The organism is Methylocystis rosea (genome assembly GCF_003855495.1).
GTDB lineage: Bacteria > Pseudomonadota > Alphaproteobacteria > Rhizobiales > Beijerinckiaceae > Methylocystis > Methylocystis rosea_A.
Map to the genome: position 1 here is coordinate 1,559,493 of NZ_CP034086.1, position 23,008 is coordinate 1,582,500.

Sequence of the window (23,008 nt, forward strand, 5' to 3'; positions counted from 1 at the left end):
TTGCGGAACGCAGTAAGAACCGATATCGTTCTGTTCATGATTTGTTTAGGTTATCGAGCCAGAAGCTGCGGCTCAGCCAAAATCAACGATTCGGCTTGCGGGGCGGTGCGGCGATGCTGACCAAAAAACAAAACGATCTATTGCGCTTCATTCATGAACGTCTGAAGGAGTCGGGCGTGCCGCCGTCCTTCGACGAGATGAAGGACGCACTCGACCTGCGGTCAAAGTCGGGGATTCATCGGCTGATTCTCGCACTTGAGGAACGCGGATTCATCCGCCGCCTGCCCAATCGCGCCCGCGCGCTCGAAGTTCTGCGTCTACCTGAATCGGCCACGCCGCGCACCGCGGGCGGGCGCAACGGCAAGTTCTCGCCGTCCGTCATCGAGGGGAATCTCGGGCGCGTCCGGCCGCTCAGCGAACGTTTTGAGGACGAAAGCGAACGTCAGGTCGCCATTCCGGTCATGGGGCGCATCGCCGCCGGCACGCCGATCTCCGCCATCCAGAATCGTAGCCACACCATCAGCCTGCCGCCCGACCTGCTCTCGAGCGGCGAGCACTTCGCGCTCGAAGTGCGCGGCGATTCGATGATCGAAGCCGGAATTCTCGACGGCGATACGGTCGTGATCCGCAAGCAGGACAGCGCCGACACCGGCGACATCGTCGTGGCGCTGATCGACGATGAGGAAGCGACGCTGAAACGCCTGCGCAAGCGCGGCGCCTCGATCGCGTTGGAGGCCGCCAATCCCGCCTATGAGACGCGGATCTTCGGCCCCGATCGCGTGCGCATTCAGGGCAGGCTCGTGAGCCTTCTGCGGAAATATTAGTTTCTGGCAACGCCGTCATTGCGAGCGAAGCGAAGCAATCCAGCGCTTTGAGGCCTCCCCCTGGATTGCTTCGTCGCTACGCTCCTCGCAATGACGCGTGAATTGCTCCGCCCTACTCAAGCGGCTCCATTGCGCGCGCATCTTCCGCGCTGCGCTCTTCATCGCTCAGCGGCGCGGTAAATCCGGATGCGCGGCGATTGCGGGGCGCCGGCGACCAGGGCCGATCCTCGTCGATCGCGCGCGCCGTCGTCCATTCGACGCCCTCCGCCTTGAACCTCAAAGCCACTGCCCCTGTTTCGGACAGTCTGCGGCGATCGATCACGATTTCCGCCGCACAGCCTAACGGCGCGTAGAGCGGCGTCACGATGACGGCGGCGCGCGCGCAGTCTTCGAAGAAGCCGCCGCGCCCGGCGACGAGCGCGACAAAGCGGCCGTTGACGGCCTTCGCCACGCAACCCGTGTCGTCGCAGGCGACGCCGCTCCTCGCATCCGCGGACTGGCGCGCGTCGCCGTCCGCGCGCAACCATTGTTCCGCGGCGAAAGCGCTCGGTTTTTGCCCCAGGACGGCGAGCTGTCCGGACGGCAGGCGCAGCGCCGCCGATTCTCCGGTCGCCGGCACGGCCAGATCAAACGGCGCGCCGCTCCTCGCGCCCATCAGTCCGATCAAGGCGAGAGGAATGGCGAGCGCGCGCCACGCCCAAGTGCGCCATAGCACGAGCGACAGGACCGCAAGCGAAAGGAACAGGATCGCCCAGGGCGCAAAGGCTTTGACCGGCAGGCTCGCGCCGGGCGCGCTGGCGATCAGCCCGGCGAGATAGGTCACGAGGTCGATGCCGAGCTTGAGATAGCGCCAGATGAAGCCGTCGAGGCCCAGGGGGTAAAGCGCGGCGCCGACGAGCGCGCAGGGAACGGCGAAGAATTCGATGATCGCCAACGTCAGCGGATTGCCTATCAGCACATAGGGGCTGAGCTCATGAAAATCATTCGCCATGAAGGAAGCGGTCGCCGAGGTCGCACATAGCGTTGCGAAGATCGCCGCGCCCGGTCCGTGCAGCAGGCGCTCGGCGACGCTTTCACGGAGCGCGCCCCATCGCCCTTGCGGCGCGCGATCGTCGATGCGGCGCTTCGCGAGATATTCGCCGCGCCATTCGTACACCGCGATCAAGGCCGCCACCGCCGCGAAGGAGAGCTGAAAGCTTGCGCCGAGCAACGCCTCCGGCTCGAAAGCGATGATGAAGAGCGCGGCAAGCGCCAGATTGCGCATCGACAGCGACGGCCGATCGAAGAGAACCGCCGCAAGCATGATGAGAGTCATCACTAGCGCGCGCTCGGTGCCGACGCGCGAGCCCGTGCCGATGTCGTAGAGAATGGCGCCGAGCATGGCGAGCGCCGCCGCCCATTTCTTGATCGGATAATTCAGAGCGAGCGTTTGCGACGTCGCCAACAGGCGCCGAAAGCCGACGAAGAAGATGCCGGCGACGAGCGTCATCTGAACGCCGGAAATGGTGATGATGTGAAAAATTCCGGCCCGGCGGATGAGGCTCTTGGCGTCTTCCGACAGCAGGTCGCGCTTGCCCGTCACCATCGCGGCGGCGATCGCGCCGGCGTCGCCTTCGATGATTCGATAGACGCGCATCGCCAGGGCGTTGCGCATATGGTCGACGTGCGCGAAGAAACGCAGCGAAAATGGCGCCGGTTCGGGCGGTGACATCGTCTCGATTCGTCCAAGCGCGTTGCCGACCGCGCCGATGCGCGCAAAAAATGCGTCCCGCGCGAAATCATAGCCCCCGGGGAGCGCCGCCCGCGCCGGCGGCATCAGCCGCGCCTTGAAGGCGATGAAGTCGCCGGCCGAAAAATTCGGCTCGCCGCGCGTCGTCAGACGCACGCGGGAGGGAACGATGTCGTCTGGAAAGCCTTCGGCGCTCGCGACGCGCAGGATAAAGCGCGCGCCGGCCCGGCGTAGATCCACCTCCTCGACGAAGCCGGTCAGCTCACCGATGCCGACGCGTGGAACGATCGGCGCCGCGACGCGCGCCGTCCGCCAGGCGCCCGACGCAAAGCCAAGGGCGATGAAAGCGAGCGTCAGGAAAAGCGCATGGGCGCGGGCGTGCCGGCGCGTAAGCGCGGCCAAGATTGCAAAGGCGGCGAGCGCGCAAAGGCAAAGCGCCAGCGAAGGTTCACGCTCGGCCGAGAAATAGAGCACGACGCCGCCGCCTGACGCGACGACCAGCCAGAGAAACGGACGGCGTAGCGCCCGCTCCTGCTCCAGCGCCGTGCGCAAGGCCTCGGCCAATCCTCGCACCCGCAGCGGAAAGACGCGCGATGAAAGATCGCGGCCGCGCTCCTCCCGTTCAGCCGTGCGTGAAATGTCGTTCAAGAATGACCGGCCCCGCACAAATACGGGAAAGAGACTAGCGCCGACCGCGTCCCTTGTCTTGCGCCGTCCCTAAACCACCGCTCCCATTCCCGGTTGCCTGAGGCGCCATAAAAACCTATCCCCTTAAATCAGAAGCGAGATCCACGCTTGAGATGGACTTGCAATGCGATCAGCGCGCAGCGGCGCGGCGATCGCTCTCAATCGGTTTGGCGTCAATGAACAGCGATCCATCGCCGGGCAGATCCTTGTTTCGCGGACTGACGCGAAAATGCCCAAACTGCGGCAAGGGCAAGCTGTTCGCGAGCTACCTGAAGCCGCGCGAGTCTTGCGCGCATTGCCGGGAAAGTTTTGCGGGCCTCGATGCGGATGATGGCCCAGCATGGCTGACCGTCGGCGCCGTGACGATTACAGTCGTGCCGCTTCTCTTCATATTGGAGAGCAGCAGCCGTTTCTCCTACGCCGTCGAGATGTTGATCGTTGTGCCGCTAACGATCGCGCTCGTGTTGCTCCTGCTCCCGCTTACGAAGGGATTTTTCATCTCGGCGCTATGGCTGCTGTCCAGGAAGCCGAATTCATAGATTCGCGTTGTAATAGGCTCTCACGCCGCCGGCGCCTCGGACACGGTAAGATAAGTATCCGGCCCGTAATGCAATGTATTGCGCGCGAAATAGGGCGGCCCCGGCATGTCGAAATGCACATAGCCGTGGCTGACGTCGCTCCGTAGTAGATCGAGGCGGCTCGCCACGTCGAGTCGCAACCGGTCGCCGGGCTGAAGCCGGCTCGGTCCAGGCGTAAGGCTGAAGGAGAGCGTCACCGGCTTACCCGGCTCTAAGTGCTCGCGCACGGATGTGTCATGCACGATCTCACAGGCCGTATCGCGCGCCGGATCACGCCGCCGCCGCGCCGGACTCATGGCTCCAAGCGAGAGAAGGCTGTAGGCGCCGTCCTTGGCGAGGCGGCTGAGCCGCGCCACGAGATGGGAATCGATCTCATTGGAGCTGAAGACGAGATTGAGCGATACGGGGCCGGCGAGCGTCATCGGCCGCGCTGCGATCATTTCGAATGTGAGCGTCTGATTCGCCACTTCATCGAACCCGCCGAGCACCGGCAGGCCCAGCGGAACGGCGGCCCAGCGGTTTTCGCCCTCCCCCGGCGTCTCCGCCAATCTATGTCGCGCGTCGTCCGCGCCGCCCGAGGCGAGATAGAAGCGCCGCTGCGCCGTTCCCGGCGCCGGAAAATCGGCGGCGCCGACGTACCGCTCCTCGCCGTCAAGCCAGTAGCGGACGGCCGGTTGGCTGGCGTAGCCATTGTCCACGCCGTAGAGAATATGATCGAAAAAGGCGAGCGCTTCCAATTGCCAGGCATAGACCGGAAGCTCGTAGCGCGGCGGCGCGAGGATCATCCATTTGCGGTCCACCGGCGTCGCGGCGTTCTGGAACAGATCATAGGTCCCGAACTGGTGTAGGTTGAAATAGCCGAGATTCTGCACGACGACGAAAGGGATCTCGATCTTGCCGAGGTCTCCCGAAGGGCCGGACTGGAGCAGGCAAGTCTCTCGCGATTTTCCGTCGAGCATCCAGTTCGCGTACCATTCGCGCACCGGCTTGACCGGCGTTTTGGACATGAAGGCGCGGTAGATGGCGTCCATCCGCTTCATCAGCAAAGGTCGCCACAAGCGCTTGAGCGGCGAGTTGAAGACATGGCTGAGGAGCGCCCGGACGATCGGCGGCACGCGCAGGCCATACATTGCTGGCGTGAAGTTGGCGCCCATCCAGAGATTGCAGAAATAGAGGTTGAAGACGCCGCCAAACTGCACGAGATGCCGGAAATAATCCGTGCAGATCTCGTTGCAAAAAAAGGCCTTCAGCGCCGGCGGACGGCGTATGGCGACGAGTGGCTGCGTCATGCCGTAGTACGACGTGCCGAACAGCGCCACACGCCCGTCGCACCAGGGCTGGGCGGCGGCCCAGGCGATCGCCTGTTCATGGTCGTCGACGTCCTCAGGAGACAGGAAGACATTTTGCATCCCGCCTGAGCGGCCCATGCCCCGCCGCTCCACCACGACCTGGACATAGCCGCGGGAAGTGAAGACGGGCGGCGAACCGATCTCATTGCTGCCGGTTGGCGCGCCGGCGGTGTGCAGCTCGCGCGTATAGGCGGCGAACTGGACGATCGCCGGATAGCGGCCCGGCGCGCTCGGGGTATAAACATCGGCCGACAGGGTGACGCCGCCGGCCGCCTCTATGCGCTGGTCGGCGAGAAGGCGACAGCCGAGCCCCTCGGCTGCGGCGCGCGTCGGCCGCCAGCCCGCGAGCTGTTCGTGCGTCAGTTCCGGCGCCTTGATGGGAATGAGATTGTCGAGCCACTCGGACATGGCGCCTCCCTTTGAATTACGAGCGTCTCGCGGCGCACAGCGGAAGGCGCGCGATACAACATTCGCGCGCTGCCGTCCTCATCAGCATTGTGATGTCGGTCATTTCGCGTTGGCTGTATCGCCTAGGGCGCCCGGACCGCAAGCGGAACGCTATAAGGGAAACGCTATTTGCTCTCGGCAACTCCGCGCACGTCCCGTAGCGTATCGAGACCCCCGCCCTTATCCTGCACGACGCTGAGACTGCCGTCGGTTTCGAGCACGACCGCTTTCACGCGATCAAAGTCGGCGACGCCCTGGCTACGCATCGCCGCAAACGCCTCCTTCTCGGTGACGCGCTCGCGCCGTAACGCCTCCGGAAGAAAGCGCCCTTCAAAATAAAGCAGCGCCGGCTCCGATTTCACCAATTTGGCGAATATCTTCGAGCGCACCGAAGTGAAGGTCACGACATATTGAAGCGCGCACAGCAGCGCCAGAGCGAGCGCGCATTCGACAAGCGACACCTGATTGTTGAGGATGGCGGCCGACAAGGTTGAACCGAGCGCGACAGTAACGATCAGATCGAATGCATTCATTTTTGAAAGCGTGCGCTTGCCCGTGAATCTGAGCATGACGATCAACGTAATATAAGCGAGGACGCCGATCACGGCGATGCGCTCGAGGTCATAGAGGCTATGAAAGAACATGGAAAATCTCACCCGGCAGGCCCCTGCGCCTAACCGCTGGGATCGGCCATTGGTTCCCCGGGGAATCAAGCGTTCCGCGGCGACGGATCCGCGACGCGGATGCGCAAGCCCCTTGGGCGCGCCAATTCGGACGACGGTAGCCGCCTTTGGCGTCACGCATCCGCTTTCGCGCCTGTCGGGCGAATGTGGCGAGCGCGGGCGGGGTGAGCATCGGCCCGGCCTATTCGATTTCCGCCGCCGCCCGATCCGCGTCGAGGCGCGATCGATCCGCTTTTGGCGGGCATGTCGCGCTCCACGGATGCGGCCCGTCCCTACCTCAATATTTACAGATGAGGGTGGCGGCGATGGTCGTTGGCTCGCCATGGAAGAGAGCGCCGTTTGAGGTCCAGTTCGGGCGGTTGGTGAGATTTGCCGCGTTGAGTTCGATTTTGAGATTGTCGCTGAAGCTGTAAGCGAGCGAGGCGCCGAGCATCTGCTGGGGCGCCAGGGTGAAGCCGTAGGTGTTGGGCAGCGTCGCCTCGAGGCGGCTCGCGTAATAGTAGCTTGCGCCGAATTCGAGCCCTTTCAGCTCGCCCGTGTCGAAGGCGTAACTGGCGGAAAAACTATAGACGCGCCTTGGCGCGCCGAGGAGATCGCTGCCCTGCTGCGACGGGACATTATCGTCCTTCGAGACGAGCGCATGCAGGAAGGTGGCGACGGCGTTGATTTTGAGGTTCGGCAGGATTTCGCCGCCGAGATTGACCTCAACGCCATGGCTGTGTTGCTGGCCGGTGACGACCGAATAGAAACCGCTCGGATTGGCTGGATTGGGGATCGCGACATTGTCGCGGGTGATGTCGAAGAGCCCGACTTCGAAACTCATCTTGCGATCCAGAAACTCGCGCCGCAAGCCCAGCTCAAACTGGGTGTCCTGCTGCGGCGGCGGCGCTTCGCCGCTTTGAATGCGCACGCCGGTGTTCGGGATCAGCGACTTGCCGTAAGCGGCGAAGAACTGCGTCTCCTCATTGGGCCGATAGAGAATGCCGGCGCGTGGGGAAAAATAGCCCCTGGTCCCTTTGCTCAGACTCGATGTCGGCTCTCCGGTCAGCGCGCCGAAGGGATCGAAGACGCGTTCGCGCTGGGCGAGAAGATCGTAGCGCCCGCCGATCAGAATGCGCCAGTTCTCGTTGAGATCGATCAGGTCCTGGCCATAGACCGAACGGCTGATCGCCCGGGCGACGCCGTTCGACCAGAAGGCTCCCGCGTAACTGACGCCCGGCGAATAGATGGGCACGAAAATGTTGAGCGGCGCCGCCTGATAGCGGGCGATGTCATTGTTGTAGCCGAAATAGAAGTCCCAATGTTCGAGGCCGAGAAAGACGCTGTGGGCGAGGAAGCCGGTGTCGAAACGCCCGTTGAGGCGCAATTGCGCATCGAAGCTGCGGTTGGCGGTGCGGGCGCGCACCGGATTGCCGAAGACGACCGACTGAAAGCCGTCATAGCCCCAGCCGGTGAACCAGCCCCAGCGGCTGGCGTAGAGGAAATAGTCGACGACCGCGGCGACCTTCCAGTCGGCGTTGAAGGCGTGCTCATAGCGCAAAGTGAGATCGTCGAAGAACGGGGTTTCATGTTCATTCGCCGGAAGTCCGGCGTAGAACTCCTTGGGGACATGCAGAAACACCGGATCGGCAGGCAAGCCGTCGCGCCAGACGAGCCTTGCGCCATTGTGCTCGGCGCGCAGGCTGATGCGGTCGCCGTTATCGGCGGCAAAGGCGATCATCGGCGCAATATCGAAGCTGCGGGTGCGCGTGAAATTGACGAAACTGCCTAGCGTCTGCGCCGAGCCGGTGAAGCGAAACAACAGACTCTTCTCGTCATTGAGCGGCGTATTGACGTCGGCGGTGAACCTTGTGACGTCGAAACTCGCCTTGGTGGCGACGGCATGGGCGAAGGTCTCTTGCGTCGGCGCCTTGCGGATGTAATTGGCGGCGCCGCCGTAGCCCCCTAACGCCTTGCCGAACAGCATGGCGCTTGGGCCTTTGTAGAATTCGACGTGATCGACGGTGGAGAGATCGACGTCCTGGGCGGTGAATCCATGCGAGGCGCCGTCGAACAGCGTCAGTCCGCTCGGAAAGCCGCGCATGACGAAGCTTGGCGAATAGGCGCTATTGGTCGCCGGCGCGTTGACATAGACGCCGCTCTGGTCGCGCCCCAGCGTCTGGGCGTTGGGCGCGTCGGCGCCGCGTGGTTCGACCTGGCTGCGCGCCCCATTTTGCTCGTTGGACCGTTCCTTGCCCGGCTCTTGGTGTTGCTCTTTAGCGCCGGTCTCCTCCTTGACGCGCCTCTTGCCCGCGCTTTGCACGTTCTCCTTGCGCGCGTCCTCCAGCACTTCCTCGGCGCGCGCTTGCGCGGCGCCGACGCATAGGAAAAGCAAAGCGACGAGCGTCGCCCTCATGGGGCGACAGGCGGCGGCTGTCGCTGCCGCCCGACGCGCAAACGGGCGGCGGGATGTTTGCGCTGGAGCGCGACTTGCGCCAGCGGCGCGATGAAGCTTGCAACGTCGCCATCCTCAGTGATGGCGAAGCGGCACATCAGGCCGCCCGCCGCTCCGGCGTCGAAAATATCGAGGACGACGAGCCGCGGCTTTCCGCGCGTGACGACGCCGCGTTCGCGCAGAAAGCCGATGAGCGCCGCCCGTGGGTGGGCCGACAGCGGCAGCGCGCGGCGCAGATTCTGGACAAGACTTCCCCTCTTGGCGCAATCGAAATCCAATTGTCGCTCCATCGCAATAAACAACACATCCGCATCAAAACCGCAGGCCGTCACTCCGCCGGCGCCGGCCGCGCAATCCTGCGCCGCACATGCGCGAGGCGCGCCGAACGCTTCTTCCACCAGATGTAAACGCCCGTGGCGGAAAGCATCACGATCACGAGGCCAAGGAGGCAAACGAAGATGCGATAGGGAAGGCCGAAGAGATTGGCCATATGCAGTTCGACGAGCCAGGTGGTCAGCGTCGTTCCGCTGCGATGCCCTGTCGGCAGACTGAGTGTCTTCAGTTCGCCCGAGCGTGAATCGAACAGGATCGAGGTCGAACCCGCCTTGTCGCCGATGTCGCGCGAAGAACGCACGCGATATTCGTAAAGGCCCTTGTCGCGCAGATTGTAGAGCGCCAGCGGGTGTTCGATCGTAAAGTCGTGTCGGCGCCCCTGCTCCGCCATCAGCCGCTCGCCGGTCGCTTGCGCAGCTTCCCATTCCATCGGCGCGCGCGCATCATTTTGCGGCGTTCCGTCCTGCGCCCAGACGGGCGCCTCGTAATCGAGGACGATTTGCGTCGCGCGCGTATAGAAATTCGGCAGTGTGAAAAACACGCTCGACCAGGCGTAGACGAGGAGCAGCGCCCAGAGCCACAGGCCGCTCGCGCGATGCAGATCGAAGTTGGCGCGATAGACAGAGCTCTTGAGCTTGATGAGCCAAGACGGCTTCCAGCGTGCGAAGAATCCTTTGCGCGAGCGCTCGCCGCCCGCCGGCAACGTCAGGTAGAAGCCGACGAAACAGTCGAGCGTCCAGACAAGCGCCACCGCGCCGAGAATCCAGTCGCCGATGCCGCTCATCGCGAGATACATGTGAAGGCCATAGACGAACGGCAGGATGTCGTTCTTGCGTGTCGGCAATCCATGCCACGTGACGCGCCCGAGTTCATGGCCGTCGACCGGATCGAGGTGCAGAAATTCGAAATCGAGCGGCGACGCGCCGTCGCGCGCCTCCATGCCGATCGAGACCGAGCCTGGATGGCCCATGTAGACAGTTGCTGCGCGCGCCTGCGGGACGATGGATTCAGCGCGGCGCGCCAGCGTCGCCGCGTCGAGTTCTATCCCAGCGCGTTGAGCGGGATAAAGTTCCGGCGTCAGCCAGTGGTTCAACTCGCCCCAGAACGCGAGCAGGCTTCCCGTTAGGCCGACCACGATCAGGAAGCCCGCCATCGCCAGTCCCGCCCAGCGATGCAGCCATACGAACAGCGCGCGCGGCATCGCTAGAACTCCACTCTGATCTGCCCAGTCGCGGTGAAGGGATTAGCGGGAATGGCATTCAGCGGTGGAACATTGTAGTTGAAGAAATCGTCCACACCGGTGAAATACTGCGCGTTATTGATGTTCTTGAGATTGAGCTGAGCGGTCACCTTATAGCCTTCGACCAGCGTCGCGTAGCTCGCGAAGGCGTCGAGACGCGCCCATCCCGGCAGCACAAATGTGTTTTGGATATCGCCCCACGCCCGCGTCGAGGCCGTTACGCCGCCGCCGACGCGCAACCCGAGGCCGTTGTCGCCAAAAGCGTAGGTCAGAAAGATTTTGCCCGAATGGCGCGGCACATTATCGAGATGGTTGCCGAGAAGGCCGCCCCCTTCGCCGAAGATCGTGGAATCGTAAAAGCCAAAAGGGTTCAACCGATTCACCGGATTGTCGGCGATAACCTTCGCGTCGATCAATGCGTAGTTGCCCACGATCGTCATGCGATCGGTAATGCGGCCGATTACGTCAAACTCGATGCCGCGGCTGCGCTGCAATCCGGCAAGCTTCTGCGCCATCGAGGCCAATGACGCGAGATCTCGTGTCGGGACACCGGATTTGGTGATTTGGAAGATGGCGAGCGTGGCGCTCAGACCCGGCAGAGGCTCGGCCTTCAGACCGACTTCCCATTGCAGGCCACGCTGCGGCCCCAAAGGCTGTCTGTCGGCGGTAAAGCCGTTGTTCTGACCGAAGGATCTTGAGTAGCTGCCATAAACGCTGACCTGGGGAAGGATGTCGTAGACGACGCCAGCGCGCGGACTCCAACCCCTGTCGATGGCCGTCGGCGATCGCAGTCGACTGGCGATCGCCAAGTCCTTGCTCGCATCGTAAACGCCGCCGCCGTTCTCAAAGCTCGAAGACGTTCCTATCGTTTGGTCCGCTACATCGTAGCGGACGCCGACAAGCACATGCAGACGGTCAAACCATGTGACATAATCCTGGACATAAAGCCCTTTTTGTCTGGCGAGCACAGACGAATGAAATTTGAATCCAGATCCGATTTGTGAATCGAAATAGGCAAAGGACGGGACCGTTCCATAGATCGGGGAAAAAATGTCTATCGGATACAGGGCGGCGCCATTGGCGAAGTAGTAGTCGTAATAGGTGTTCAGATAATCGAGCCCCATCAGAAATGTGTGTTTGCCGCCAAGCGCCTCAAACTTTCCTTCTAGGTCGATATTGGTCGAGAAGGTACGAGCGGACGCGAACTGGTATTGCCCGATGCGTTGCAGCGTTCGCCCATCCGTGTCGATACACATTGGCGTGACGCAGAGCGGCGTGATATTGGGCTTATCGAAAATGGGGGCGGCGGCGTAAAGAAAGCGGTTGGTGACCTTCCAATCCTCATTGAGATTCTGACGGAATTTATAACTGATTAGATAGTTCTCGAAGCGGTCGCGCGGATCATTAGCCTCCTGGAACGAGCGGCTCAACGGGACTGGCGCGGGTCTCGGCCCGATTGTCGGGATCCCGACGTCGCTTTGCGCCTTCTGACCTGAATATTGTCCTTCGAGAGTGAGTTCGGTCCAGGCGCTCGGGCGGTAGCTCACCACCGGCGCGACGATCACGCGCTCTCCGCCCCCTGAATATCCGCGAAATGAGCCATTGTTCTGATAGGCGCCTGAAAGACGGTAGGCGAGCCCTGGAACTTCAGCGACTGGAGAGGTGAAATCCCACTGCGTGCGATACCAGCTGAACGATCCGAACTGTTGATCGACAACGTAGCGGGCGCGATCGAGCGGCTGCTTGGTCACCAGATTGATCAATCCGCCGGGCTCGGCCCGTCCGAAAAGTACCGACGCTGGCCCCTTAAGCACCTCAATGCGCTCCAGATTGGCGGTGTCGAGGATACCGGGGTTGACATTGCCGAACGACAGATTGTTGCGATAGATGTTGAGGCTCTGAAAGCCGCGAATCTTGAAGTTGTATCCTTCGACCTCGTTGTTGTTGGACCGCACGCCCGGCACGTTCTCTAGCGCTTCCTGGACCGTTGTATTGTTTTGGTCGATCATCACTTGCTTGGGGACCACGTTCACCGACACAGGCGTTTCCCTGATTGGGATGTCGGTCTTGGTGGCGGTAATGGCGTCGTTTACGACATAGCCTTCAGCGGGCGTCTTCGGCTCGCTCGGAAAATTGGACGGACCGGAATCGGATGTGGCGGGCTCTCCCGTTGGCGGTCCCGACACGTGAACCGATGGCGGGCGCTGCCGCCCTCCGATGCTGATCGTAGGCAAGGCTTGCTGAGCGCGGGCGCATTCAGAGGCGAAGGCGAGCAACAGCGCGCCGGCGGAAACGCCGCGCAGGAGAACGGACGAGTTCATTGAGAAACTCCAGAGCGACGGTCACGGCGCTCGAGCAGACGAGAAGAAAAAGCAGGTTGAGCTTAGGACGCGAGTCGCGAATCAGGCCTGCCGCGGCGGGGCGCGCGAGGACCAGGCGCTCGCCCAACCGGCAAGCGCGAGTCGGCTCCGTGCGGGAGCGCGCGGCTTAACAGCGTCAGCCGCCAATCGGCGCCAGGGCGCCAGGCTAAATGCCGCTCCCGGGAGACCAAACGACGCGTGTCCGTCACAACTCGCCAAGCAACAGAGCCCAGCCAGAGAGCACTGGTGCGGTCGCCCGTCGCTCGCTGGCGAGCGCGTGTCACCTTGCGCGCAATCTACGGCGACCGCTGCGACAACTTCCTCTTGTGAATCGCTTCGCCCCCCGGGCGAGGTCAGGGCAAGACCCTGAAGCGCCATGACAAACGCGACAAAGCCGAACAGAACCGCGCGAACGCGTGCGAGCCGCCTATCAGCGTTCTCGCTCGTCCTTGTCGCGTGACTTCCGGTTTGCCGCATCATCGCCGTGCTTCGCCTGGTGGAGAATAAATAGCCAAAGTGGGACTGATGCGCCTGACATGAGTCTGACGCGAGAAATTTTGGCGCGAATTCAAAACACTGTGTCTTTCGGGCAACAGCCGGCCCTTCGCGGGAGTCTGTCCTGTCTTGCGAATTTAGCGACCAAATTCGATAATCGACGGCGCGAAGGGGAGCGGCGCCCACATGCGAATATTGTTGGTTGAAGACGAGCTGGATGCGGCGCGTTTGACGGCGTCGTTAGTCGCCCAGGCCGGTTTCGACGTTGATCAAGCCGGCTGTCTGAGCGCTGCGCGAGAAGCCGTCGAAGGCTCAAATTACGACCTCCTTCTGCTCGATCGTCGTCTTCCTGATGGCGATGGCCTGTCGCTCATGCCGCTCGCGCGAGAACTGCGGCCAGGCATTCGCATCATGATGCTGACGGCTATGGACGACATGGCGGACAAAGTGTCGAGTTTCGATCTCGGCGCCGACGACTATGTGACGAAGCCATTCCAGGGAGAGGAGTTGGTCGCGAGAATACGGGCCTGCGTTCGGCGTCCGGGAAGCGGCGCGCCAAAGCCGATCGTCGTGGGCGCGCTGTCTTTTGACCCGACGACGCGTGACGTCCGTATCTCGAACAGAATCGTCACGCTGCACCGGCGGGAATTGGTCCTGCTCGATTCTCTTCTGCGGCGAGTCAATCGTGTGGTTTCGCGCGAGACTCTTCTCGACGAGGTCTTCTCTCCACACGACGACGTTCAGGACAACACGCTCGATATGGCGGTGTCGCGCTTGCGGCGACGGCTCATCGTGTTGAACGCTGGCGTCGCCATTCACACTATTCGCGGCGTTGGCTATATGGTGACGGAGTTGCTTGATTGAGACGGCATTCGCTCGTATTGCGCATTGTCGGCTGTCTATTCCTTGCACAAATTATAGCCTTTCCGATCGCTTGGCTGGTAACGATCGGCATCGGCCTTACGGGAGTAGAATTTTTCGCCACATCGCTCGATGAGTTGTCGGCGATTCGCGCAAAAAAGCAGATCATCGCATCGTTGGCGATAAATGAAGATAAAATGCTGGAGATCAGGCCGACGCCGGACCTGCTAGAAGATCTGAAGCGCGCGCCCGCCATGAAGTTCGCGGCGTTCCGAAGCCTGAGCCGTGACCCAATCGCCGGTTCCTCGCCAGAGCTCATCGCGATGCTGAAGCCTCTCATCGAGATCAGCCCAACCCATGTGCATTTCATCCTGCCTGGCGATCCAAGCGCTATTCGTAGGGGCCTTATGGAACCGGAATGGACTCCCTTCGGGCGCCTTCACATCGCCGTCTACGGACAGAAATTTCGTTTGGGCGACATTGTCGACGCCGCCATTGAGGAAACGCGCTGGTTGACCGCCTACCTGGTCATGGCGATTTTGATGTCGGCAGGCGCGGCCTGGTTCGCCGTGCGGTGGGGATTGAGGCCGCTCAGACGCGTGGCGGTGCAGGCGTCACGAATCGACATGAACAGCCTGGACCAACGCCTCGATGCAAATGACGTATCGAGCGAAGTTGGCCCCCTCGTCGACGCGGTAAACGACGCTTTGGCGCGGCTCGATGCCGGCGTCGCCCGACAACGGCGTTTTACGGCAAATGCCGCGCATGAACTCCGCACGCCCATTAATGTGCTCGGCGTGCGACTTGATGCGCCTGAGGAGCCAACCTTTAAGAATGATCTAAAACGCGATCATCGGCGAATACGCAACATCGTCGAGCAGTTGCTAGCTTCCGCGCGGCTCGATCAACAATCGACAAGGCGTGATCACACGATCGACCTCGTCGCGTTGACGAGAACGATCATTGCCGACGCAGCGCTTCTGGCGCTGAAGGCGCGGCGCCAGATCGTTCTCGACGCGCCCAGCGCGCCTGTTCTCATAGAGGGAAATCGGCCGGCGCTTGAATCCGTTATCTCGAACGTTATCGACAACGCTCTTCGCGCCGAGCCGGAAGGCGGCGCCGTGCATGTTCGCGTCGCCGAGAACGCAACCATCGAAGTAATCGATCACGGTGGCGGCGTGGAAGAGACGGACCGCGATCTGATCTTCGAACCTTTCTGGCGCAAGAATGATTCTATTCCAGGCACGGGCCTTGGTCTCGCCATCGCCAGGGAGCTAATCGACGCGCATGGCGGCCGCATTTGGGTCGAGGAAACGCCCGGCGGCGGCGCAACTTTCAAGCTGGCCTTCCCCACGATCGAACTCGATTGAATCTGTCAAATCATATTGAGGGATGGAGAGAAACTTGGACGTTCTCGCGCCTACTGCGGGTTAACCAACAGTGGCAGCGATGACGGTCACGAGGGGCTATCAAGCGGTAATGGCGAAGGTAGAGGGATTCCTAGCTGACGCGGAGGCGCCGCCGCCTCTTCTGCATCCGGAATGGCCAGCTACATCGTAAGCGCTGTTGCGGCCACACCTTCCAACGGACGCTGAAAGCAGCGAGTCTGATCTCCTGACGGAGATAGGGCTTGTGTCCAGACTTGATCATACGCTTGAGCCTAAGCGCGAGGCTGTTCGGCGGATCGAAGTGATCGCGGGCGGCGGCGAGCGCCGTCGTCGTTGGTCGGATGACGAGAAGGCGCAAGCGGTCGAGGGTAACCGCTGTTTTCAGGCCACGTCTTTGAGTGCGACCGGCTGCGCGTAGGCCCAGGGCATGAGTTCGTCGAGTTTGCTGGCGAGATGGCCGTCGACGATCTTCGTGAGGACGTCGGTCATATAGGCTTGCGGATCGACGCCGTTGATCTTGCAGGTCTCGATAAGCGATGCGACGATCGCCCAGTTCTCAGCCCCGCCATCGGAACCCGCGAAGAGAGCGTTCTTCCTATTAAGGGCAATGGGGCGGATGGCGCGCTCGACGATGTTGGAGTCGATCTCGATGCGCCCGTCGTCGACGAAGCGCGTTAGGCCGTCCCAGCGCGAGAGCGCGTAGCGGATCGCCTCGGCGAGCTTGGTCTTCTGGCTGATCAGCGTGAGCTTTTCACGCAGCCATGGCTCGAGGGCGTCGAGGATGGGGCGGGATTTTTCCTGTCGCGCCGCGCGCCGGTCATCCGGGTTCTGACCCCGGATATTGCTCTCGACCGCGTAGAGCGCGCCGATGCGCTCGAGCGCCTCGCTGGCGATCGGCGCAGGGCCGGCGGCGGCGAGTTCGTAAAATCGCCTGCGGACATGCGACCAGCAGAAGGCGAGCGACACGCTGTTCTTCTGCGCCAGCGCACGATAGCCGGCGTAACCGTCAACCTGCACGACGCCCGTGAAGCCGGCAAGATGCGTGAGCGGCTGCTCGGATTTTCGGTTTTGCGCATAGACATAGACGGCGATCGGCGGATCTGCGCCGCCGAAAGGCCGGTCGTCGCGCGCATAAGCCCAGAGCTGGCCGGTCTTGGTGCGCCCCCGTCCGGGGTCGAGCACCGGCGCCTTTGTCTCGTCGGCGAAGATTTTCGTCGACAATCTTATGTGTTCCAGAAGTCGCTCATGCACGGGCCGCAAATGCCAGGCGGCGCGTCCAACCCAGTCGGCGAGCGTCGAACGGTCGAGCGCGATGCCCTGCCGGGCGTAGATCTGGGCCTGCCGATAGAGCGGAAGGTGATCTGCATATTTGGAAACGAGCACGTGGGCGACGGTCGCCTCGGTCGGCAGTCCGCCTTCGATCAGCCGCGCCGGGGCCGGCGCCTGCACGACCGCGCCCTCGCAGGCGCGACAGGCGTATTTGGGACGCCGAGTCACCAGCACCCGGAACTGCGCCGGCACAATGTCGAGCCGCTCGGAGACATCCTCGCCGATCCGGTGAAGCGCGCCCTTGCAGCAGGGACAGGCCTTCTCGTCGATGTCGACGATGGTCTCGATGCGCGGCAGATGGGCAGGCAGCGCGCCACGGTTCGTGCGGCGCTTTCTGGCCGCCTTCTCACGTTCGGCGGCGGATTTGGCTTCCGCCGCCGCCGCCGCGCCGGCTTCCGTCTGGTCGACCTCTTCAAGCGCGAGCAGCATCTGGTCTTCGGGAAGCGTCTCGGCGCGCCGCCCGAAGCGATGGCGCTGCATCTCCTTGATGATCTGAACCAGGCGCTCGTTGCGCGCGCGCTCGGCGAGAAGCATCGCCTTCAGTTCGTTCGGATCGTCGGGAAGCCTCTCGATCGCCTGCGCCATAGCCGCAGAACACCATATTTTCTGCCGTCTTTCGACGCTCTTCGAGGCCCTGATTCACTGTGTCGCAGCTCATCCCGGCAACGCGGGGGCCGGCGTCTCTTTCGCCGCGCGCACGCGCCGCCAATCGAGTCCTTCGAGCAGCGCCGACAATTGCGCCGCCGACAATCGCATGACGCCGTCATCGATCTTGGGCCAGCGGAACTCGCCGTCCTCCAGTCGCTTGGCGAAGAGGCATACGCCCGTGCCGTCCCAGAACACGAGTTTAATCCGATCCGCGCGCTTGGCGCGGAAAACGTAAATCGCGCCGTCGAAGGGATTGGCCTGCATCGTCTCGCGCACCAGCGCCGCGAGACCCTCCGCGCCCTTACGGAAGTCGACGGGCTTCGTCGCCACCATGACGCGGACCGCGCCCGTCGGGCCGATCACGCGCAGTCCGATCTTTTATCGTCCTTCAACGCGCCGACGATCGCGGTCACCAGCGCCGCCTCCGCCCCGCGCCATATCCATACGCGCGAACCGCCGATCTCAAGTTCGATAATCGGCGGCCGAACAGAGGCCGCTTGGGCGTCGGCCGGCTCGGCAGGCGTTGCTTTCACAGCTGTCGCTTCAACAACCGCAGGAACAAATGCTGAGGGAGTTTCGGCGTCAACAGCCTTCAAACTTTCCCGCGCCGCGCGCCGCCACGTGAACAATTGCTGTGGCGTCAAACCATGTCGGCGAGCAACTTGGCAGGCGTGGACGCCTTCCTCATAACTCTCCGCAACGATCGACGCCTTTTCTTCCGCCGTCCACGTGCGGCGGCGACCGGCCCCAGTAAAAATCTCGACACGTCGTGGCGGAGCCGCCTCAATCTCCGACACGTGCTTATGCTCTAAAATCGACATGTGTCGGAGCTCCTCAACGCTCCGAATATCGCCCCGTCCCTAGCCCCAGAAAAGGTGCGGTCAAAACAGCGCTTACGGTCGAGGAATCCTTGGCGCCTGGCGCTGTCGTTTCGGAAGTTGCGCGCCGCCGCGGACTGACGCCGCAGCAACTATTTTCCTGGCGACGCGAAGCCCGGCGGAAAGCGGCGTTGTCCGGAGGCGCACCCTTCGCGCCTGTCGTTGTCGAGGCGTGGGACGAAGCATCGTTACCGCCTGTGCCGTCATTATCGGAGAGCAAATCCATCGCTGCGCGGCCGCATGTGATCGAACTCGATATTGACGGCACGAGCGTCTGGGTCTGGCGCGGCGCCGATGTGGCGATGGTCACGGCGATTGTCGGCGCCTTGAAGAGGCGCGCATGATCGGCCCGACGGGCGCGGTCCGCGTCATGGTGGCGACGAAGCCCGTTGACTTCCGCAAGGGCGCGGAAGGTTTGGCGGCTCTGGTGCGCGAGACGATGCAGGCCGATCCCTTCGACGGCGCCATTTATGTTTTTCGCGCCAAGCGGGCGGATCGGATCAAACTTGTATTCTGGGACGGCACCGGCGTGTGTCTGTTCGCCAAGCGGCTGGAGGACGGCGAGTTCCGTTGGCCGAAGATCGAAGACGGGGTGATGCGATTATCCGCGGCGCAATTTTCGGCGCTGCTCGAAGGGCTGGACTGGAAACGCGTGCGCGCGAAAGAGACGCCGGCGCCGGCTCTGGCCGGCTGATCTGCGGCATTGTGAATCGGCGCTGCAAATATCGTCGCGACGCGCCCGAAAATATGATCTGCTTTGCTTATGCCGCAAGCGATCGAAGCGCTTTCCGACGATCCGAACGAACTGAAGGCGATGCTTCTTGCCGAACGGGCACGCAACGAGCGGCTCGTTCAGATCATCAAGGAGATGCAGCGTCATCGCTTCGGTCGCCGCGCCGAGACGTTGCCAGAAGACCAGATGCTGCTGGCGCTGGAGGATGTCGAGCAGACAGAAGCGAGCGCTGCGGCAGAAAAAGAAAGCCGTTCGGCTGCTGAGCGCTCCGAAGCCGCGCGTCAACGTCGACGCAATCGCGGCGCGCTGCCTGCCCATCTGCCGCGTATCGAGACCATCGTCGATATCGAGGACAAAGCCTGCCCGCGCTGCAAGGGCGCGCTGCACCAGATCGGCGAAGACGTCTCCGAGCGACTCGACATCGTGCCGGCGCAGTTCCGCGTGCTGGTGACGCGGCGTCCCAAATATGCCTGCCGCGCCTGCGAGGAAGGCGTCGTGCAGGCGCCGGCCCCGGCGCGGCTGATCGAAGGCGGCCTGCCGACGAAAGCAACTGTCGCCCATGTGCTCGTCTCCAAATACGCCGACCACCTTCCGCTTTATCGTCAGGCACAGATTTACGGGAGGCAAGGGATCGACCTCGATCGATCAACGCTCGCCGACTGGGTTGGCCGCGCCGCCTGGCATTTGCGCCCCGTGCATGAGCGGCTTCTGGAGCATATCCGCGCCTCGACGAAAATCTTCGCCGACGAAACGACTGCACCCGTGCTGGATCCGGGGCGCGGACGCACCAAGACCGGTCAACTTTGGGCCTATGCGCGCGACGACCGGCCGATCGGCGGCGTCGATCCGCCGATCGCCGTCTATGTCTACGCGCAAAACAGAAAATCCGAGCAGCCGCTCGCGCATCTTTACGGGTTCAGCGGCGTCGTGCAGGTCGATGGCTACCCCGGCTATCGCGCGCTGGCGCAGAAAAACAGCGTGTCGCTCGCCTTCTGCTGGGCGCACGTCCGCAGGCGCTTCTATGACCTCGCCGCCGCCGGCCAGGCGCCGATCGCCAAGGAGGCGCTGACGCGCATCGGTGCGCTTTACGCCGTTGAAAAAGACATTCGCGGACGCAACGCAGACGAACGGCGTGCGGCGCGACTGGACAAATCCCGCCCAATCGTCGACGCGCTCAAACCCTGGTTGCGCGAAAAACTCGCGCTGATCAGCCAGAAGACCAAGCTTGCCGAAGCGATCCGCTACGCGCTCTCACGCTGGGACGGCCTCACCCGCTTCATCGATGACGGACGGATCGAGATCGACTCCAATATCGTCGAACGCGCCATCAGACCCATTGCCCTCAATCGTAAAAATGCGCTCTTCGCCGGCTCCGACGGCGGCGCAGAGTACTGGGCGATCATCGCGTCGCTCATCGAAACCTGCAAACTCAATGGCGTCGATCCGCAAGCCTATATGGCCGACGTCCTCACGAAGATCGTCGACGGCCATCTCGCGAGCAAACTCGATGAACTGATGCCTTGGGCCTACGCGACGCCCGCCGTGCTCAAAGACGTGGCCTGATAACAGCGGTTACGCTACATCGCACTCAGGTGCTGAGCTGTTCGACGCTTTGCAGGAGGAAACCGAGGCCGCGGGCTTAAGGCCGGCGAAGTTCTGAGATCCTTGGTTAGGGATATCATCCTGACGCCGAAGGACGACGAACTTCTCATCGATGTTAGAGGCGATCTTTCTGGAATCCTTGCGGCATCCTGGAAAAGCAATGCCCCGGCGTTAGGAGCCGGGGCATCAAGTTGGATTGGTTGCGGGGGCCAGATTTGAACTGACGACCTTCAGGTTATGAGCCTGACGAGCTACCGGGCTGCTCCACCCCGCGCCAAGAGAAATGCGCCTAACAGAAACGCGCGAGAAGAACGCGCGAAGACAAAAAAGCAGCGCGGCGAAAGCAGCACTGCTGAAGAGGTAATCGATAAAGAGGATTTGATGTGCTTCGCAGGCCTGGCGACGACCTACTCTCCCAGGTCTTGAGACATAGTACCATTGGCGCAGAAGCGTTTGACGGCCGAGTTCGGGATGGGATCGGGTCTGATCGCTCCGCCGAAGGCCACCAGGCCGGCGAAACACATCTTCGAAGCAAATGAGGTCTTTCTATTCGCGCCACACGAGTATGGGCGTCGATAAATGAGAGCGATCAAGCCAATCGAGCTATTAGTACCGGTAAGCTCCATGCGTTGCCGCACTTCCACACCCGGCCTATCAACGTGGTCGTCTTCCACGGCTCTCAAGGGAGAACTCGTTTTGAGGTGGGTTTCCCGCTTAGATGCATTCAGCGGTTATCCCGTCCATACATAGCTACCCTGCACTGCGGCTGGCGCCACAACAGGTCCACCAGAGGTATGTTCATCCCGGTCCTCTCGTACTAGGGACAAATCCTCTCAATTCTCCTACACCCACGGCAGATAGGGACCGAACTGTCTCACGACGTTCTGAACCCAGCTCACGTACCACTTTAATCGGCGAACAGCCGAACCCTTGGGACCTTCTCCAGCCCCAGGATGTGATGAGCCGACATCGAGGTGCCAAACAACCCCGTCGATATGGACTCTTGGGGGTTATCAGCCTGTTATCCCCGGCGTACCTTTTATCCGTTGAGCGATGGCCCTTCCACGAGGGACCACCGGATCACTATGACCGACTTTCGTCTCTGCTCGACTTGTCTGTCTCGCAGTCAGGCAGGCTTATGCCATTGCACTCGACGACCGATTTCCGACCGGTCTGAGCCCACCATCGCGCGCCTCCGTTACTCTTTGGGAGGCGACCGCCCCAGTCAAACTGCCTACCATGCATTGTCCCGGCGCCGGATGACGGCGCGCGGTTAGACATCCATGACGATAAGGGTGGTATTTCAAGGGTGGCTCCACACGAGCTGGCGCCCATGCTTCAAAGCCTACCACCTATCCTACACATGCCGACACGAATGCCAATGCAAAGTTACAGTAAAGGTGCACGGGGTCTTTCCGTCTGACCGCAGGAACCCCGCATCTTCACGGGGAATTCAATTTCACTGAGCTGACGTTGGAGACAGCGGGGAAGTCATTACGCCATTCGTGCAGGTCGGAACTTACCCGACAAGGAATTTCGCTACCTTAGGACCGTTATATTTACGGCCGCCGTTTACCGGGGCTTCAATTCAGAGCTTGCACTCCTCCTCTTAACCTTCCGGCACCGGGCAGGCGTCAGACCCTATACGTCATCTTGCGATTTCGCAGAGCCCTGTGTTTTTGTTAAACAGTTGCCACCCCCTGGTCTGTGCCCCTCCCGCCCGCTTGCGCGAACGGAAGGCCTCCTTATCCCGAAGTTACGGAGGTAGATTGCCGAGTTCCTTCAACGTCATTCTCTCAAGCGCCTTGGTATACTCTACCTGTCCACCTGTGTCGGTTTCGGGTACGGTCTCATGCAGGGGCTATTTCCTGGCGCCGCTAGGCTGCCCGAGAAATCCAGTAATCTCGAACAGCTTCCGCAACGCGTCACCACCTGCTGGCCCACGAATATTAACGTGGTTCCCATCGACTACGCCTTTCGGCCTCGCCTTAGGGGCCGGCTAACCCTGCGAAGATTAACTTTACGCAGGAACCCTTGGACTTTCGGCGACACTGTCTTTCACAGTGTTTGTCGTTACTCATGTCAGCATTCGCACTTCCGATACCTCCAGGACGCCTCACGGCTATCCCTTCGACGGATTACGGAACGCTCCGCTACCGCTTGCCCTTGCGGGCAAACCCAAAGCTTCGGCTCGTGGCTTGAGCCCCGTTACATCTTCGGCGCGAGAACCCTTATTTAGACCAGTGAGCTGTTACGCTTTCTTTAAAGGATGGCTGCTTCTAAGCCAACCTCCTGGTTGTTTTGGGATTCTTACATCCTTTCCCACTTAGCCACGAATTTGGGGCCTTAGCTGTTGGTCTGGGTTGTTTCCCTCTCCACAATGGACGTTAGCACCCACTGTGTGTCTCCC

Annotated in this window: 17 protein-coding genes, 1 tRNA gene and 2 rRNA genes (1 of these 20 running past the window's edge); 7 read left to right on the forward strand and 13 right to left on the reverse strand. The window is 61.8% G+C overall.

Annotation, left to right across the window (positions count from 1 at the left end; genetic code table 11):
• The first annotated feature begins 113 nt into the window (after nt 1-113).
• Entirely contained in the window at nt 114-824 is a 711-nt protein-coding gene (gene lexA / locus EHO51_RS07580; protein WP_124738376.1) for a transcriptional repressor LexA, read from the forward strand.
• A gap of 112 nt (nt 825-936) precedes the next feature.
• Here the strand turns inward: lexA and EHO51_RS07585 are convergent, their stop codons facing one another.
• On the reverse strand, nt 937-3,201 hold the full coding sequence (locus EHO51_RS07585) for a ComEC/Rec2 family competence protein (RefSeq protein ID WP_124738377.1): 2,265 nt from the start codon (nt 3,199-3,201) through the stop codon (nt 937-939).
• A 215-nt stretch (nt 3,202-3,416) separates the two neighbouring features.
• Between EHO51_RS07585 and EHO51_RS07590 the strand changes: the two genes are divergently transcribed.
• Nucleotides 3,417-3,779, forward strand: a complete 363-nt coding sequence (locus tag EHO51_RS07590; protein WP_124738378.1) for a DUF983 domain-containing protein — start codon at nt 3,417-3,419, stop codon at nt 3,777-3,779.
• Between the two features lie 20 nt (nt 3,780-3,799).
• Here the strand turns inward: EHO51_RS07590 and EHO51_RS07595 are convergent, their stop codons facing one another.
• The 6 genes from EHO51_RS07595 to EHO51_RS07620 all read right to left on the reverse strand — a co-directional run bounded on the left by EHO51_RS07595 (nt 3,800) and on the right by EHO51_RS07620 (nt 12,625).
• Nucleotides 3,800-5,575 (reverse strand): CocE/NonD family hydrolase, encoded by a 1,776-nt coding sequence (locus EHO51_RS07595; protein WP_124738379.1) that lies wholly within the window; start codon nt 5,573-5,575, stop codon nt 3,800-3,802.
• Between the two features lie 164 nt (nt 5,576-5,739).
• Nucleotides 5,740-6,258, reverse strand: coding sequence for a DUF421 domain-containing protein (locus EHO51_RS07600; RefSeq protein ID WP_124738380.1), 519 nt, complete (start codon nt 6,256-6,258; stop codon nt 5,740-5,742).
• A gap of 316 nt (nt 6,259-6,574) precedes the next feature.
• Nucleotides 6,575-8,692: a TonB-dependent siderophore receptor gene (locus EHO51_RS07605; protein ID WP_124738381.1), complete on the reverse strand. Its 2,118-nt coding sequence runs from the start codon at nt 8,690-8,692 to the stop codon at nt 6,575-6,577.
• Nucleotides 8,689-9,009 carry a hypothetical protein gene (locus EHO51_RS07610; protein WP_245434798.1) on the reverse strand — a complete coding sequence of 107 codons (321 nt, stop codon included), beginning with the start codon at nt 9,007-9,009 and terminating at the stop codon, nt 8,689-8,691. Before EHO51_RS07610 ends, EHO51_RS07605 begins: the two co-directional genes overlap by 4 nt.
• A 50-nt stretch (nt 9,010-9,059) precedes the next feature.
• Nucleotides 9,060-10,265 (reverse strand): PepSY-associated TM helix domain-containing protein, encoded by a 1,206-nt coding sequence (locus EHO51_RS07615; RefSeq protein WP_124738382.1) that lies wholly within the window; start codon nt 10,263-10,265, stop codon nt 9,060-9,062.
• Between the two features lie 2 nt (nt 10,266-10,267).
• On the reverse strand, nt 10,268-12,625 hold the full coding sequence (locus tag EHO51_RS07620; protein ID WP_124738383.1) for a TonB-dependent siderophore receptor: 2,358 nt from the start codon (nt 12,623-12,625) through the stop codon (nt 10,268-10,270).
• A 720-nt stretch (nt 12,626-13,345) separates the two neighbouring features.
• On the opposite strand from EHO51_RS07620, the gene EHO51_RS07625 reads away from it, so the two are divergent.
• Together EHO51_RS07625 and EHO51_RS07630 are read left to right on the forward strand one after the other, a co-directional pair.
• The gene (locus EHO51_RS07625; RefSeq protein ID WP_124738384.1) at nt 13,346-14,023 is read left to right on the forward strand and encodes a response regulator transcription factor; all 678 of its coding nucleotides are present in this window, start codon (nt 13,346-13,348) and stop codon (nt 14,021-14,023) included.
• The gene (locus EHO51_RS07630; protein WP_124738385.1) at nt 14,020-15,390 is read left to right on the forward strand and encodes a HAMP domain-containing sensor histidine kinase; all 1,371 of its coding nucleotides are present in this window, start codon (nt 14,020-14,022) and stop codon (nt 15,388-15,390) included. Before EHO51_RS07625 ends, EHO51_RS07630 begins: the two co-directional genes overlap by 4 nt.
• 399 nt (nt 15,391-15,789) lie before the next feature.
• Here the strand turns inward: EHO51_RS07630 and tnpC (EHO51_RS07635) are convergent, their stop codons facing one another.
• From tnpC (EHO51_RS07635) to tnpA, 3 genes are all read right to left on the reverse strand, one after another.
• On the reverse strand, nt 15,790-17,322 hold the full coding sequence (gene tnpC, locus EHO51_RS07635; protein ID WP_124737198.1) for an IS66 family transposase: 1,533 nt from the start codon (nt 17,320-17,322) through the stop codon (nt 15,790-15,792).
• Between the two features lie 69 nt (nt 17,323-17,391).
• Nucleotides 17,392-17,718: an IS66 family insertion sequence element accessory protein TnpB gene (gene tnpB, locus EHO51_RS07640; protein ID WP_210330407.1), complete on the reverse strand. Its 327-nt coding sequence runs from the start codon at nt 17,716-17,718 to the stop codon at nt 17,392-17,394.
• A 26-nt stretch (nt 17,719-17,744) separates the two neighbouring features.
• Nucleotides 17,745-18,206, reverse strand: coding sequence for an IS66-like element accessory protein TnpA (tnpA, locus tag EHO51_RS07645; protein ID WP_109027271.1), 462 nt, complete (start codon nt 18,204-18,206; stop codon nt 17,745-17,747).
• Nucleotides 18,207-18,295: 89 nt separating this feature from the next.
• On the opposite strand from tnpA, the gene EHO51_RS07650 reads away from it, so the two are divergent.
• The 3 genes from EHO51_RS07650 (at nt 18,296) to tnpC (EHO51_RS07660) (ending at nt 20,559) form a co-directional block, all read left to right on the forward strand.
• Nucleotides 18,296-18,607 (forward strand): transposase, encoded by a 312-nt coding sequence (locus EHO51_RS07650; protein WP_245434799.1) that lies wholly within the window; start codon nt 18,296-18,298, stop codon nt 18,605-18,607.
• Nucleotides 18,604-18,957, forward strand: a complete 354-nt coding sequence (gene tnpB, locus EHO51_RS07655; RefSeq protein WP_124738387.1) for an IS66 family insertion sequence element accessory protein TnpB — start codon at nt 18,604-18,606, stop codon at nt 18,955-18,957. The genes EHO51_RS07650 and tnpB (EHO51_RS07655) overlap by 4 nt, the downstream gene beginning before the upstream one ends.
• Nucleotides 18,958-19,026: 69 nt before the next feature.
• A complete protein-coding gene (gene tnpC, locus EHO51_RS07660; protein WP_124738388.1) occupies nt 19,027-20,559 on the forward strand; it encodes an IS66 family transposase in 1,533 nt (510 codons plus the stop codon).
• A 236-nt stretch (nt 20,560-20,795) separates the two neighbouring features.
• On the opposite strand, the gene EHO51_RS07665 is transcribed toward tnpC (EHO51_RS07660), so the two are convergent.
• The 3 genes from EHO51_RS07665 to EHO51_RS07675 all read right to left on the reverse strand — a co-directional run.
• A tRNA-Met gene (locus EHO51_RS07665) sits at nt 20,796-20,872 on the reverse strand.
• A 120-nt stretch (nt 20,873-20,992) separates the two neighbouring features.
• Nucleotides 20,993-21,108, reverse strand: a 5S ribosomal RNA gene (gene rrf / locus EHO51_RS07670).
• Between the two features lie 75 nt (nt 21,109-21,183).
• Nucleotides 21,184-23,008: ribosomal RNA gene (locus EHO51_RS07675) — 23S ribosomal RNA — on the reverse strand (it continues 997 nt past the right edge of the window).

Excerpts from the sequence above, each read along its gene's own strand:
- EHO51_RS07605 (WP_124738381.1), bottom strand. The coding sequence starts at position 8,692 with ATGAGGGCGACGCTCGTCGCTTTGCTTTTCCTATGCGTCGGCGCCGCG.
- EHO51_RS07590 (WP_124738378.1), top strand. The coding sequence starts at position 3,417 with ATGAACAGCGATCCATCGCCGGGCAGATCCTTGTTTCGCGGACTGACG.
- EHO51_RS07620 (WP_124738383.1), bottom strand. The coding sequence starts at position 12,625 with ATGAACTCGTCCGTTCTCCTGCGCGGCGTTTCCGCCGGCGCGCTGTTG.
- EHO51_RS07595 (WP_124738379.1), bottom strand. The coding sequence starts at position 5,575 with ATGTCCGAGTGGCTCGACAATCTCATTCCCATCAAGGCGCCGGAACTG.
- tnpB (WP_210330407.1), bottom strand. The coding sequence starts at position 17,718 with ATGGTGGCGACGAAGCCCGTCGACTTCCGTAAGGGCGCGGAGGGTCTC.
- tnpC (WP_124738388.1), top strand. The coding sequence starts at position 19,027 with ATGCCGCAAGCGATCGAAGCGCTTTCCGACGATCCGAACGAACTGAAG.
- EHO51_RS07615 (WP_124738382.1), bottom strand. The coding sequence starts at position 10,265 with ATGCCGCGCGCGCTGTTCGTATGGCTGCATCGCTGGGCGGGACTGGCG.
- tnpB (WP_124738387.1), top strand. The coding sequence starts at position 18,604 with ATGATCGGCCCGACGGGCGCGGTCCGCGTCATGGTGGCGACGAAGCCC.
- EHO51_RS07600 (WP_124738380.1), bottom strand. The coding sequence starts at position 6,258 with ATGTTCTTTCATAGCCTCTATGACCTCGAGCGCATCGCCGTGATCGGC.
- EHO51_RS07625 (WP_124738384.1), top strand. The coding sequence starts at position 13,346 with ATGCGAATATTGTTGGTTGAAGACGAGCTGGATGCGGCGCGTTTGACG.
- tnpC (WP_124737198.1), bottom strand. The coding sequence starts at position 17,322 with ATGGCGCAGGCGATCGAGAGGCTTCCCGACGATCCGAACGAACTGAAG.
- lexA (WP_124738376.1), top strand. The coding sequence starts at position 114 with ATGCTGACCAAAAAACAAAACGATCTATTGCGCTTCATTCATGAACGT.
- tnpA (WP_109027271.1), bottom strand. The coding sequence starts at position 18,206 with ATGTCGATTTTAGAGCATAAGCACGTGTCGGAGATTGAGGCGGCTCCG.